Raw genomic sequence first — 13,600 nt, 5'->3', positions numbered from 1 at the left:
GGATACATGAACGGCTGGCCGATCGAGTATTTATAGGCCATCGCCGACAGGGTGGGCATCTTGGCGATCAGCCGGTGGCTGGCGATCATCCGCTGCATCGGATCGTCGATGTCCGTCGAGTCGTGGTAGAATGCCGATAGCGCGCCGACCACGCCGCACATGATTGCCATCGGGTGCGCGCCGCGACGGAAGCCGCTGTAAAAACGCAGCAGTTGTTCGTGCACCATGGTGTGGCGGCTGATGGTGTAGCGGAACTTTTCCAGTTCGTCCTTCGAGGGCAGCTCGCCTTCGGTCAGCAGATAGGCAACTTCCATGAAGCTCGACTGTTCGGCGAGCTGGTCGATCGGATAGCCGCGATGCAGCAGCACGCCGGCATCGCCGTCGATATAGGTAATCCCCGACTCGCACGAGGCGGTCGAGGTGAATCCCGGATCGAAAGTGAAGGCGCCGGTCTGCGCATAGAGCTTGCGGATATCGAGCACCTGCGGGCCGATGCTGCCATCCTTCACCGGCAGGTCGACGGTCTTGTCGCCCAGCGTGACCTTGGCTTGCTTGCTCATTGTGTCATGACCCTTTCGATCCGTCGTCGCCACTGTCCGGTGGCGGCTATCCTTCTTCAAATCAGCGCATCCTCGATGCGCGCCAAACTATCCTCGCGCCCCAGCGTCGCCATGATGGCGAACACGCTCGGGCTTGAGCCTTGCCCGGTAAGCGCCGCACGAAGCGGCCCTGCAACCTTGCCCAGCCCGAGGCCCGCCTGTTCGGCAACGCCCTTGGCAGCGGCTTCCAGCGCCTCGCGGTCCCAGGACGGTGTGGCGACAAGCGCCGCCTTCACATCCGCCAGCAGGCCGAGGCCGGCGCCGTCTAGCAACTTTGCAGCGGCTTCGTCTATCGGAAGTGGGCGGCTGCGAACAAGAAATAACGCGGAACCTGCCAACTCATTGAGGTTTCTTGCGCGCGGCTTCAGCTCGTCCATGCTGCGCAGCAGCAGGCTGTGGTCCGAGTCGGTTAGGCTTCGCCCGGCCAAAACCTCGATGCGCGGCGCGACCAGCCCGACGAGGCGCCGATTGTCGGCCTGCTTGATATAGTGGGCGTTGACGCTTTCCAGCTTCTTCAGATCAAAGCGGCCCGGCGACCGGCCGACGCCATTCAGCCCGAACAGCTTTACCGCTTCGTCGCGGTTTACGAGTTCGGTGTCTCCGTGCGCCCAGCCCAGCCGCAACAGATAGTTTTCCAGCGCTTCCGGGAGGATGCCCATCTCGTCGCGATAGGCCTCTACCCCCAATGCACCGTGCCGCTTGGACAGTTTTGCGCCATCGGGACCGTGGATCATCGGCACATGGGCATAAACCGGCTCCGGCCAGCCCAATGAGCGGATCAGCGCCAATTGCCGGAAGCTGTTGGTCAGGTGGTCGTCGCCACGGATCACATGCGACACGCCCATGTCGTGATCGTCAACGACAACGGCCAGCATATAGGTCGGTGTGCCGTCGGAACGCAGCAGCACGAAATCATCGAGTTCGACGTTCGCCTGACGGACCAGGCCCTGCACCTGATCGTCGATCACGGTGTCGCCATCGCGCGGCGCCTTCAGCCGCACTACGAAGGGCAGGCCTTCCGGCTGGTCGGTGCGTTCCCGCCAGCGGCCGTCATAGCGCTGTGGCAGGCCCCGGGCCTTTTGTTCCTCGCGCATGGCTTCCAGTTCGTCGGCGGTTGCATAGCAGCGATAGGCCTTGCCCTCGTGCAGCAGGCGCATGGCGATCGCCGCGTGGCGTTCGGCGCGGGCGAACTGGAATACCGGCGGTTGATCGGGTTCAAGACCAAGCCACGACAGGCCATCGAGTATCTTGGCAATGGCGTCGTCGGTTGAACGCGCGCGATCGGTGTCCTCGATTCGCAGCAGGAACGTGCCGCCATGGTGTCGGGCATACAGAAAGTTGAACAAGGCCGTGCGCGCGCCGCCGATGTGCAGATAGCCGGTCGGCGATGGCGCAAACCGGGTGACGGGGCGGGGCAGGGCGTCATAGCCGGGGATCATGGAATCGCTTGCGTCTGGCATCGAGTGGTCCGAAACATGGAGGACAAGGGGTCGGCCCATGTGAACAGGGCTGAAGTTGGCGGGTGGCTAGCATTATCACGGGCGAAGGGCAAAGCCCGTGCGCCAGCGGCGGCATTCGCTGCCGCCTTGAAGATATGTTGGAAGCGGAACGCAGGCAGTTGCCGCTGTTTGCGCCGGTCGCGCTGGCGGCAGGCATCGCGCTGTGGTTTCTGCTGCCGCTGAACACCGAACGGCAGGCGGCGCTTCTGGGGTTTCTGGCGCTGGCGCTGTCGGGCTTCGCATTTTCCGGAACCGCGCGACGCGCGATCGTTGCGGCGGGGCTGCTGGGGGCGATCGGGCTTGTTGCGGCCGATCAGCGCAGCGCGGCCGTTGCGGCACCGCGCCTCTATCATCGGCTGTCGGCGGCGCCGATCGTCGGGACGGTCGAGGAACTGGTGCCGCACGCGGGCGGCGAGCGCTGGTCGTTGCGGCTGCGGCGGGATGCGAGCAGCATCGATCCGGCGATTTCCGTGCGGCTTGCGGTTCCGGCGCCGCTGCCGGCCGGGCTTGGGGTGGGGTCGCGCGTGCAGGTTGTCGCTGCATTGGGGCCGCCGGCGCCCGCTGCACTGCCGACTTCGCACGATCCGGCCCGACAAGCCTGGTTCGACGGGATTTCCGCCACTGGCCGTGCCCTTGCCGCGCCTCAGGTGCTGACGCCCGTCACCCCCGGCAGCAACTGGCTGGATCGGATGCGGCTGTCGCTCGGGCATAGCATTTCGGCGGAAATCGGTGGTGAAGCAGGCGCGATTGCAGCCGCACTGGTGATCGGCGAGCAGGGGCGGATTCCGGCACCCTTGTTGCAGGACATGCGGACAGCGGGCCTTGCCCATATCCTGACGGTTTCGGGCTATCACGTCGGGATGGTCGTGGTGGCGACGATGGCGCTTCTGCGCTTTGGTCTGGCGTTATGGCCGTGGTTTGCGTTGCGCACGCCGGTGATGCCGGTTGCAGCGGTCGGGGCAGGTGTTGCCGGAACCTTCTATACCCTGTTGTCCGGCGCTGATCTGCCGGCCGTCCGGGCTGCCATTGCGGCATGGGTGGTGCTTGGCGCGATGATGATGGGGCGCGATCCGCTGGCGCCCCGGCTGCTTGCGGCAGCGGCGTTCGCCATTCTGATCGTGCTGCCGGAAGCGCTGTTCAGCCCCGGCTTCCAGCTAAGCTTCACGGCGGTTCTGGCGTTGGTCGCGCTGGGGCGTGGGCGCATGGCTCGCCTGCTGGCGCCGCAGCCTGACGAGGCTTTCATGTTCAGAGGGTTAAGGTTGGCCGGCGCGCTGCTGGCTACCGGCCTTGTGGCAGAACTGGCGCTGGCGCCGATCGCGCTTGCGCATTTCGGCCGGGCCGGGGCCTATGGCGTGATTGCAAACCTGGCCGCCGTGCCGTTGACGGGCTTCGTCATCATGCCGTTGCTGGGCATCTGGATGCTGCTGGCGCCGCTCGGGCTTGGGGATGTTGCGCTGATTGCGCTTCGCCCTGCGCTGGATGGGCTGGCGGCGATCGGTGTCGGGGTTGCCGCCTGGCCGGGGGCGACGATCAACATGCCCGCGATCCCGCAGGCGGCGCTGGTCATGCTTGGCGTCGGCGCCATGCTGTTGCTGCTGCTGGAAGGGCGCCTGCGGTTTCTGGGGCTGCCTGTGCTCGGCGCTGCGGCAACGCTTGCGCTGCTGTTTCCGCGCCCGGATCTGTTCGTCAGCGAAGACGGCAGGCAGGTGGGCGTCGTGCAGAACGGCCGTCTGCACATGCTGCGGGCGCACCGCGACGGGTTTCTTGCGCGGAACTGGTCCGAGCAGGCGGCAGTTCCAGCCGACGGGCGCTTCGACACATTGGCCGGTGCGCGATGCAATGCGGCTGCCTGCACGGTGCCGCTTGCCGGTGGGTTGCGCCTGTTGGCGTTGACGGCAACCGAAGGGAATACCCGCGGGCTGGCGGCGGCCTGTGCCGATGCCGATATCGTGACGGCGCCATATGGCCTGGGGCGAAGCTGCACACCGCGCTGGCTGAAGCTCGATCCGCCGGCACTGAAGAATTTGGGCGCGGTTGCGATCGACAGTGGGCGGCGCACGTTGGACCATGTTTCCGCGCATGCCGGCGATCAGCCATGGAGCGGGGCCGCCCCTCCCGGAATGCGGCCGCGCCTGCTAGGGGGCCGGGAATGGATCGGCGTGGTGACGGAATGAACGAAGCGCAGGCGGCAAGCCGTCTGGAACAGCTTGCCGGGCTGATTGCGCGATATAGCCGTGAATATTATCAGCATGATGCACCATCTGTTTCAGACGCTGAATTCGATGCGCTGGTGGCAGAAAACAACGCGCTGGAGGCCCGGTTTCCGCATCTCGTCCGGCATGATTCGCCGGGCAATGTGGTTGGCGCACCGGCGGCCACAGGTTTCGGCAAGGTTCAGCACGCCCGCCCGATGCTCAGCCTGGATAACGGTTTCACCGATGCCGACGCGCACGACTTCGATGCCCGCGTGCGCCGTTTTCTCGGCCTCGCGGCCGCTGACCGGCTGGGCTATACCGCCGAAGCCAAGATCGACGGGCTGTCGCTGTCTCTGCGCTATGAGGGGCGGCGGCTGGTGTCGGCGGCAACGCGCGGGGATGGCGCGGTTGGCGAAGACGTAACCGCGAACGCCCGCACCATCGGTGAAATCCCGCAGCAACTGCCCGCCAGCGCGCCGGACCTGCTGGAAGTGCGGGGCGAAGTGTACATGCGCTGGGCCGCCTTCGAGGCGCTGAATACGGCGCAAGCTGCTTCGGGCGGCAAGACATTCGCCAACCCCAGAAATGCGGCCGCCGGGTCGCTGCGCCAGATCGACGCGCAGGTGACGGCGGGGCGTGCGCTTGCCTTTTTCGCCCACGGCTGGGGCGAAGTATCGGAACCGCTGGCCGATACGCAGTTCGATGCGATGCAACGCATTGCCGGGCTTGGGTTTCCGGTTTCGCCGACGCTGCATCGGGCGTCGTCGATCGACGAGGTGCTGGCTGCCTATCGATCGCTGATGGCCGACCGGCCGACGCTCGGCTATGATATAGACGGGCTGGTTTCCAAGGTCGACAACCTGGTATTGCAGGCACGGCTGGGGCAGGTGGCGCGCAGCCCGCGCTGGGCGCTGGCGCACAAGTTTCCGGCGGAACGCGCGATCACCGAACTGCGCGCGATCGACATTCAGGTAGGCCGCACCGGAGCACTGACGCCGGTCGCCCGGTTGCAGCCGGTAACGGTTGGCGGCGTCGTCGTGACGAACGCGACCCTGCACAACGAAGACGAAATCCGCCGCCGCGATGTGCGCGTGGGCGACATGGTAGAGGTGCAGCGTGCCGGCGATGTGATCCCGCAGGTTCTGGGATGGACCGGCGATGCCGCCGCGCACGAGGCAAGGGTCGCCTATGTGTTTCCCGATCATTGCCCCGATTGCGAAAGCCTTGCCGTGCGTGAGGAAGGCGAGGCGGTCCGCCGTTGCACCGGCGGGCTGATTTGCCCGGCCCAGCGCCACGAACGCCTACGCCATTTCGTGTCGCGCCGCGCCGTCGACATCGAGGGGCTGGGCGGCAAGACGCTGGAGGAACTGCTGGAACTGGGCTGGATCGGCACTCCGGCAGACATATTCCGGCTGCATCTGCGTGCCGGTGAACTTTCCGCACGCAAGGGCTGGCAGGAAAAGTCTGTCGCCAATCTGATGGCCTCGATCGAGGATCGGCGGTCGGTCGGGCTGGATCGTTTTCTGTTCGCGCTGGGCATCCGGCACATCGGCGAAGTGACCGCGCGCGACCTTGCCCGCGCATTCACCGGTTGGGCAAACGTCGAGGCGCTGCTGGACCGGCTGGCAGCGTATGCGCCTGTGGCGGCACTCGGAGAGAGTGATGAAAAATACGCCCGCCGCCGGGCAGCAGAGCGGGCGGCAATGGTTGGCATTGCCGGTGTCGGCCCGGAAATGGCGACTGCGCTTGCCGATTTCTGGGCGGAACCGCACAACCGCGAACTGGTGCATGACCTGCTGGGGCAGGTGTCGCCGGCCGACATCAGGCTGGAAGCCCGACAGTCCGCCATCGCCGGGAAGATCATGGTATTCACCGGAACGCTGCAAGGCATGGGCCGCGATGAAGCCCGTGCCCGCGCTGAAGAACTGGGCGCGCGCGTAGCGGGCAGCGTGAGCGCAAAGACCGACATCGTGGTTGCAGGCGCCGACGCCGGATCAAAGCTGGAGAAAGCGCGCAGGCTTGGCGTGGCCGTGATGACCGAGGAGGAATGGATGGAACTGCTCAGGTCGGCTTAGTCCTGAGCACCGTCAGAGGCTGTCGATCTTCCAGCCCCGGCCTGCGGTTTCCCGGCGAACCGCGCGCCGCGCCGCGCCGAGGCCATGATGCCCGGTTTTCACGAACAGCAGCACTGGCCACTCGGCGTAGCGCGAACGCTCGACCAGTTGCAGACCGCGCGCGCGATAGGCGGCGATGACGCGCCGGGCCTGCGGTTGCAGCAGGCCGGCAAGGATCAGGTGGCCGCCTGTCGCGACGACTGCCGAAAGCGATGGCGCAAGCGCCACCAGCGGCCCGGCAAGAATGTTCGCGAACACAAGATCATAGGGCGCGCGCCGCACGATCAGCGCATGTTCGACGCCCGGCGCTGCCAGAAGCGTGATCGCGCCCCGCCCGCGCCCGGCAGGGACATGGTTCAACCGCGCGTTTTCGGCCGCAACCCTGACTGCGACGGGATCGAGATCTGCCGCAGTCAGGCGGGCGCGGCGGAACAGCCGGTGCGCCGCGAATGCGAGCAGCCCGGATCCGGTTCCAACGTCAAGCACACGGCTTTTCGTGTGTGTGCGGGCCAGCCTGGCCGCGAGGCGGATGCAGCCCGCAGTTGTGGCGTGCTGCCCTGTTCCAAACGCAAGACCCGCATCGATGTGGATAGGCCACTGGCCGGGACGATGCGTGTTGCCCCAGTCGCCGGTGTGGAGGTGAAACCGCCCTACGTCGACCGGCGCGAGCCCTGCCTGCGACATCGTCAGCCAATCCTCGTCGGGCAATTGTTCTACCTGCGGGGCGGTGCCCGACGATGGCGCCAGAACTTGCAAAGCCGTCAGCAGCGCCGGTTCGGGGGCGCCATCGGTATAGGCCAGAAGCGCCCATTGGTCGTCGTGCTCGGCGGCTACGAGTGTCGGCGCCGGGTGGAGGCCGGGGAACGGGTCTTCCAGTGCGGCGGCGGCATCGGCTTCGGCGCGCGTGCAGGGCAGGGTGGCGACGAACGCGCTCACATCCGCTGCTCGATCGCGGCAACGGCGCGGCGCCAGCGATTGTCCCAGTCGCCGTTTATGGTCACGAACGGCAGTTTCCGGGCCTCGAACTCGGTGACGACGATGTCGTGAAAGCGCTGGCGGTCGGCGTCGTCTCCGAACATGCGCACCTTGTCGGGCACGAACGGCACGTCGGGCACCAGCAGCAGATGCAGATCGGCACGGCTGGCGCGCGCGCCAAGGATCGGGTCGCGCGCACCGAACAGCATCGTCGCCCATGCGGTGGTCATCACGATGTCGGTATCTTCGACCAGCAGTGCGGAATGGGCGCTGGCGGCCTGATCGGCCTCGATCTCGTGGCCTTCGGCGATGGCGTAATGGTCTTCCAGCGTCAGGTTGCGGCGCAACTGTTCCGTGTACAGGCGGCCGAATTCAAGAACCAGCAAGCCGTTGAACTGTTTGGCAAGTTTTTCTGCCATGGTGGATTTGCCGACCGATTCCACACCGGAAAGCGTCACTCTCAACATGCATTTTTCCCCTTGGATGCCTGCTGCCACATCCGCCAGCCATAGACCGCAATCCCCAGCAGCACAGCATAGACCGCAACCGTGAACCAGAGCGCCTGCATCGCGTAGAGCAGCTCCGAGACGAGGTTGACAAGCACCCACATCACCCACGTCTCGGCCCGGCGGCGGGCCTGCCAATACTGGGCGGCCAGCGACAGCGCCGACGCAAGGCTGTCGAGCAGAGGACTGGCCTCGTCGGTTGTGGAGGCGAGGAGCAGCGCGATTGCAGCCGTAAGCACGATGATCGCGGCAGCCGTTGCCAGCATTTCGCCCCGCGACATGCGGACGACCGGCACATCGCCCGTGGTGGCCTGCGCACGACGCCAGTTGGCCAGCCCATAGAGGTTCAATGCGATGAACAGCAGTTGCAGCCCGGCAACCGAATACAGCCGCGCTTCCCAGAAGACGAACGCGTAAAGCGTTACGGCAACCAGCCCGAACGCATAGTTCCAGAGCGACCGCCGAGCGACCAGCCACACATTGACCAGAAGCAGAAGCGCCGCCGCTAATTCCAGCGGACCGGTCATGTGATAATGTGTGCAGGTTCGGGTGGCGGGCGATGGCCGTTGGGCAGCCGGTTGATTGCCATTGCCTTGATCCCCTCCCAAGGTCGCGGGTTGCCGCCGCGTGCTGCCCATGCTTGACGATCAAGGCAATGGCAAGCCACCGCAGGAGGAGCGCGCATGACCTTTCCACCCGCCAACTATCATTCCGACGTGGACCCGACCGGCGAGCGTGTGCGCGCCTTGCGCGACGATGGCCCGGAAGGGCCTGTCGTGATGCTGAACCTGCTGAAGTTCCGCGAGAAGGCGAACTATCCGGAAGGGCACGCGGGCGCCGGTTGCAGCGGAGCGGAAGCCTATCGCCGCTACGAACGGCTGTTCGTCGGCACCGTTGGCGACATCAGCTGCGCCCGCCCGATCTATAATGGCCCGGTCATGCAGGCGCTGGTGGGCGACGCCGCCGCGACCGACTGGGACCGTATGCTGATCGTCGAGTATCCCAGCCGCCAGCACTTTCTGGCGATGATGGCCGACGAAACCTACCGCGAGGGGCTGGTGCATCGCTATGCTGCGCTCGAACGAACGATCCTCGTCCAGTGCGGGGCCAACGATATTCGAGGTGTCTGAAGCCCCAGCCATGCAGATGATGCATGGCTGATATGGTCGCGCGGCGGGATCGGGGCTATGAAGCATCAGCGGTTGCAACGGGCGCCGATTCCGCCCAATGCGTCCGCAACACGCGACAACCAGATTGTTCAAGGGGATATTTCGATGGGCAAGGCGGGTAATGGCCATGGCTGAGAAAATGCCGCTCTCTCCGCACCTCTCGATCTGGAAGTGGCGCGTCTATGCGATCACTTCGATTACCCATCGCATCACCGGCAACGGGCTGGCGTTTGCAGGGCTGGTGATGTTCACATGGTGGCTCGCCGCTGCTGCCACCTCGGCCGAGGCGTATGACCTGTTTTCCAGCTTCGCCGGCAGCATCTTTGGCTGGATCATCTGGGTCGGCCTCAGTTGGGCTGCCGCGCAACACCTGATGTCGGGGCTGCGGCACCTGCTGATGGATTCCGGCTGGGGCTATGAAAAGGCGATGTCACGCCATTCGGCCACGATCGCGTGGGTCGGCGCCATCGTGCTGACGGCGCTGTTCTGGGCGGTGTTCCACTTCTGCAAGGCCGGAGGGTTCTGATGGCTACGAAGTTCCACAGCGTCTCGGACATGAAGCGCGCGCGCGGCCTCGGGTCGGCGAAGGGCGGTGTGCACCACTGGTGGCTCCAGCGCGTGACTGCGGCCGGCAACATCATCCTGATCACCTGGTTCGTGACGTCGCTGATCCTGCTGCCGTCGCTCGATCGGGCAAGCGTCGTTGCGTGGTTGTCGTCGCCGTTGGCGGCTACGCCCATGCTGCTGTTTATCCTTTCGGTTTTCTGGCATGCCCGCCTTGGTGTGCAGGTGATGATCGAGGATTATGTCCAGGGTGAAGGTACGAAGCTGCTCGCCTTCCTTGCCCTGAATTTCTTCATTCTCGGCACTGCGGCCGTTGCCGCTTTCTCGGTGCTGTCCATCGCTTTCGGAGGCGCACGTGCCTGAAGCCTACAAGATCGTCGATCACAGCTATGATGCCGTCGTCATCGGTGCCGGCGGCTCCGGCCTGCGCGCAACCATGGGGATTGCGGGCGCCGGGCTGAAAACGGCCTGCATCACCAAGGTGTTCCCGACCCGCAGCCACACCGTTGCGGCGCAGGGCGGCATCGCGGCAAGCCTTGGCAACATGGGTCCGGACCACTGGACATGGCACATGTACGACACCGTCAAAGGCTCGGACTGGCTGGGCGATCAGGACGCGATCGAATATATGGTGCGCGAAGCTCCGGCCGCCGTCTATGAGCTGGAACACGCAGGCGTTCCGTTCAGCCGCACCGAGGAAGGGCGCATCTATCAGCGCCCGTTCGGCGGGATGATGCAGAACATGGGTGAAGGCCCGCCGGCACAGCGCACATGCGCCGCCGCCGACCGGACCGGCCACGCCATGCTGCACGCGCTCTATCAACAGAGCCTGAAGTATGACGCCGACTTCTACATCGAATATTTCGCCATCGACCTGATTATGGAAGGCGGAGAGTGCCGTGGCGTCATCGCCATCTGTCTGGCAGACGGTTCGATCCACCGCTTCCGCTCGCATACGACGGTGCTGGCGACCGGCGGCTATGGGCGGGCCTTTTTCTCGGCGACTTCGGCCCACACCTGCACCGGCGATGGCGGCGGCATGGTGCTGCGCGCCGGCCTTGCGTTGCAGGACATGGAGTTTGTCCAGTTCCACCCGACCGGCATCTACGGCGCCGGCGTCCTCATCACCGAGGGCGCACGCGGCGAGGGCGGATATCTCACCAACTCCGAGGGTGAGCGCTTCATGGAGCGTTACGCGCCGTCGGCGAAAGACCTTGCGAGCCGCGACGTCGTCGCCCGCGCCATGGCGATGGAAATCCGCGAAGGGCGCGGCGTCGGCAAGCACAAGGATCACATCTTCCTGCACCTCGACCACATCGACCCCAAGATCCTGCACGAGCGGCTTCCGGGTATCACGGAAACGGGCAAGATCTTCGCCGGTGTCGATCTGACGCGCGCACCGCTGCCGGTGGTGCCGACCGTCCACTACAACATGGGCGGCATCCCCACGAACTACCACGGCGAAGTGGTGCAACTGAAGGACGGCAACCCCGATCATGTGATTCCGGGCCTGTTTGCGGTTGGCGAAGCTGCGTGCGTTTCCGTGCACGGCGCCAACCGGCTGGGTTCGAACAGCCTGATCGATCTGGTGGTCTTCGGGCGCGCGTCCGGGCACCGCATTGCCGAACTGGTGAAGCCGGGCACCGCGCATCGGCCGCTGCCGAAGGATTCCGCCGACTTCGCGCTGACCAGGCTCGATCATTTCCGCTATGCCAAGGGCAGCGCGCCGACTGCTGAAATCCGGCAGAACATGCAGAAATCGATGCAGACGCATTGCGCGGTGTTCCGCACCGAGGAGTTGATGGCCGAAGGCGTCCAGCAGATGGACAAGGTCTATGCTTCGATGAAGGACATCGGGGTGACGGACCGCTCGCTGGTCTGGAACACCGACCTCGTCGAGACGATGGAGCTGGATAACCTGATCGTGCAGGCGCAGGTCACGATCCGCAGCGCGCTCAATCGCAAGGAAAGCCGTGGCGCCCACGCGCGGGAGGATTACCCCAACCGTGACGACGCCAACTGGATGAAGCATTCGATCGTCTGGCACGATGGCTGGGGCGGGCAGGGGGGCGGTGTGCGCATCGACTTCCGGCCGGTGCATACGCACACCCTGACCGACGAGATCGAATATATCCAGCCCAAGGCGCGGGTTTACTGAGGGGTCCGACATGGTTGAATTTTCACTGCCCGCCAACAGCAGGATCAGCGGCAACGGGAAAAGCTTCCCGGCCGCTTCGGGTGCGGGGCGCGTCAAGACGTTCCGGATCTATCGCTGGTCGCCGGACGACGGCCAGAACCCGCGCTATGACAGCTACCAGATCGATCTGGACGATTGCGGGCCGATGGTTCTCGATGCGCTGATCAAGATCAAGTCCGAGCTGGACCCGACGCTGACCTTCCGCCGTTCCTGCCGCGAGGGGATCTGCGGATCCTGCGCGATGAACATCGACGGCGCCAATACGCTGGCCTGCACGCTGGCGATCGACGAAGTGAAAGGCGATGTGCAGATCACGCCGTTGCCGCACATGCATGTCGTGAAGGACCTCGTCCCCGACATGACGCATTTCTATGCGCAATATGCGTCGATCAAGCCGTGGTTGCGGACCGCCTCGCCGGAACCGGCGATGAAGGAACGGCTGCAATCGCCGGAAGACCGCGAGAAGCTGGACGGCCTTTACGAGTGCATCCTGTGCGCCTGCTGCTCGACGGCATGCCCCAGCTATTGGTGGAATTCCGATCGCTATCTTGGCCCGGCGATCCTGTTGCAGGCCTATCGCTGGCTGGCTGACAGCCGCGATGAAATGACTGGCGAGCGTCTCGACGATCTGGAAGACCCTTTCCGCCTGTATCGCTGCCACACGATCATGAACTGCACCAACGTCTGTCCCAAGGGTCTGAACCCGGCGAAGGCGATTGCAGAAATCAAGAAGATGATGGTGGCGCGGGCGGTTTGATGCAAATCACTGCCAGCATGCACGGGCGATCGGTGCAGGCGGGCCGCAACCGGCCTGCACGGAACGCGCAGCGGCTGGCGGCAGTGCCGATCGTCCTCGGGTTGCTGGCGCTTGCCGGTTGCTCCTCAAGGGCGCCTGCGCCGCAGCCCGCGCGGCCGGCGCCTGCCCCTGCGACGCTCAGCCCGATCCACCAGAACCTCGATCCGCTGGAAACGCTGTGGCATGTGCGGGCGGGGCTGAATGTCGCGGCGCTTTCGTGCGCGCAGCGTGTCGGGCCGGCGATCGTGACCGATTACAACGCGTTCCTGAAGGCCAAACGGGAACTTCTGGCCACGGCCTACCAGTCGCTGTCGGATGAATATCGGGCGAAAGGCGGCAACTGGCAGCGCGCGCTGGATGCCGACATGACGAGGCTTTACAACCACTTCGCTTCGCCAACGGCACAGGCTGGATTTTGCGATGCCGCCGCAGTCGAGGTGAAGCGTGCGATCGCGGCAACACCAGACGACCGTCAGGCGTGGGCGGCAGAGGCACTGGCCCGCCTCGACCGGCCGTTCACGCAGCCTCAGGTTGCAGCCGTTGTCCGAGAGGCACCCGCAGCCGCGAACGTCAGGCAGACGCGCGGCGACTGGCGCATCCAGCTCGGCGCGTTCGGGTCCAAAGCGGCCGCCGAAAAGGCCTGGGCCGACGCCAAGGCGCACAGCCCGGCGATCGGTGCCTTCACGCCGCACTTCGAGGCAGTTCCCGGAAAGCCGCTGACAAGGCTTCAGGTAACCGGTGTCGACAGCAAAGACGACGCAATCCGTCTGTGTGCGCACGCCGCCGCCGCCGGGTTCGACTGTTTTCCTGTTCGCCCGGCCTGAGGGCTTGCAACCCAGAGAGGTTGCGGCCGGGCGGTGTGCCCGCTAGTCGCTGCCCATGGCTGCATCACTGGTGGAAGAAGGCCCCTGGCAGGGGTGGCACGCATGGCACGCAAGGCCCGAAGGGCGCTTCATCGACGGGCTGGGCGATGTCTATTACCGCGA

Annotated in this window: 13 protein-coding genes; 8 read left to right on the top strand and 5 right to left on the bottom strand. The window is 65.2% G+C overall.

Features of this window, described 5'->3' with window-relative positions; all coding sequences use genetic code 11:
• Together AC16JP_RS01115 and gltX are read right to left on the bottom strand one after the other, a co-directional pair.
• A partial coding sequence (locus tag AC16JP_RS01115; protein WP_484338760.1) for a citrate/2-methylcitrate synthase occupies positions 1-560 on the bottom strand: 560 nt, incomplete at its 3' end.
• 56 nt (positions 561-616) lie between these two features.
• Positions 617-2,059 carry a glutamate--tRNA ligase gene (gene gltX, locus AC16JP_RS01110; protein ID WP_484338759.1) on the bottom strand — a complete coding sequence of 481 codons (1,443 nt, stop codon included), beginning with the start codon at positions 2,057-2,059 and terminating at the stop codon, positions 617-619.
• Positions 2,060-2,196: 137 nt separating this feature from the next.
• Between gltX and AC16JP_RS01105 the strand changes: the two genes are divergently transcribed.
• Positions 2,197-4,272: a ComEC/Rec2 family competence protein gene (locus AC16JP_RS01105; RefSeq protein WP_484338758.1), complete on the top strand. Its 2,076-nt coding sequence runs from the start codon at positions 2,197-2,199 to the stop codon at positions 4,270-4,272.
• Complete coding sequence (ligA, locus tag AC16JP_RS01100) at positions 4,248-6,368, top strand: NAD-dependent DNA ligase LigA (RefSeq protein ID WP_484338757.1); 2,121 nt, start codon at positions 4,248-4,250, stop codon at positions 6,366-6,368. The genes AC16JP_RS01105 and ligA overlap by 25 nt, the downstream gene beginning before the upstream one ends.
• Before the next feature lie 12 nt (positions 6,369-6,380).
• On the opposite strand, the gene AC16JP_RS01095 is transcribed toward ligA, so the two are convergent.
• Genes AC16JP_RS01095 through pnuC form a run of 3 tightly spaced genes read right to left on the bottom strand, consistent with a single transcriptional unit; the run spans position 6,381 to position 8,415 of the window.
• A complete protein-coding gene (locus AC16JP_RS01095) occupies positions 6,381-7,343 on the bottom strand; it encodes a 50S ribosomal protein L11 methyltransferase (RefSeq protein ID WP_484338756.1) in 963 nt (320 codons plus the stop codon).
• Positions 7,340-7,849 (bottom strand): AAA family ATPase, encoded by a 510-nt coding sequence (locus tag AC16JP_RS01090; RefSeq protein WP_484338755.1) that lies wholly within the window; start codon positions 7,847-7,849, stop codon positions 7,340-7,342. The genes AC16JP_RS01095 and AC16JP_RS01090 overlap by 4 nt, the downstream gene beginning before the upstream one ends.
• Positions 7,843-8,415, bottom strand: coding sequence for a nicotinamide riboside transporter PnuC (pnuC, locus tag AC16JP_RS01085; RefSeq protein WP_484338754.1), 573 nt, complete (start codon positions 8,413-8,415; stop codon positions 7,843-7,845). Before pnuC ends, AC16JP_RS01090 begins: the two co-directional genes overlap by 7 nt.
• Before the next feature lie 156 nt (positions 8,416-8,571).
• Here pnuC and AC16JP_RS01080 point away from each other — a divergent pair, with 156 nt between their 5' ends.
• From AC16JP_RS01080 to AC16JP_RS01055, 6 genes are all read left to right on the top strand, one after another.
• Positions 8,572-9,018 (top strand): DUF1330 domain-containing protein, encoded by a 447-nt coding sequence (locus AC16JP_RS01080; RefSeq protein WP_484338753.1) that lies wholly within the window; start codon positions 8,572-8,574, stop codon positions 9,016-9,018.
• 166 nt (positions 9,019-9,184) lie between these two features.
• Positions 9,185-9,583: a succinate dehydrogenase, cytochrome b556 subunit gene (sdhC, locus tag AC16JP_RS01075; RefSeq protein ID WP_484338752.1), complete on the top strand. Its 399-nt coding sequence runs from the start codon at positions 9,185-9,187 to the stop codon at positions 9,581-9,583.
• A complete protein-coding gene (gene sdhD / locus AC16JP_RS01070; protein WP_484338751.1) occupies positions 9,583-9,984 on the top strand; it encodes a succinate dehydrogenase, hydrophobic membrane anchor protein in 402 nt (133 codons plus the stop codon). The genes sdhC and sdhD overlap by 1 nt, the downstream gene beginning before the upstream one ends.
• The gene (sdhA, locus tag AC16JP_RS01065; RefSeq protein ID WP_484338750.1) at positions 9,977-11,779 is read left to right on the top strand and encodes a succinate dehydrogenase flavoprotein subunit; all 1,803 of its coding nucleotides are present in this window, start codon (positions 9,977-9,979) and stop codon (positions 11,777-11,779) included. The genes sdhD and sdhA overlap by 8 nt, the downstream gene beginning before the upstream one ends.
• Positions 11,780-11,789: 10 nt before the next feature.
• A complete protein-coding gene (locus tag AC16JP_RS01060) occupies positions 11,790-12,575 on the top strand; it encodes a succinate dehydrogenase iron-sulfur subunit (protein WP_484338749.1) in 786 nt (261 codons plus the stop codon).
• Positions 12,575-13,438, top strand: a complete 864-nt coding sequence (locus AC16JP_RS01055) for an SPOR domain-containing protein (protein ID WP_484338748.1) — start codon at positions 12,575-12,577, stop codon at positions 13,436-13,438. Before AC16JP_RS01060 ends, AC16JP_RS01055 begins: the two co-directional genes overlap by 1 nt.
• Positions 13,439-13,600: the final 162 nt, after the last annotated feature.

It is taken from the genome of Sandaracinobacteroides sp., from assembly GCF_057137845.1.
Note: the sequence above shows the minus strand (reverse complement) of the source record. Positions and strands in the feature narration are given on the sequence as shown.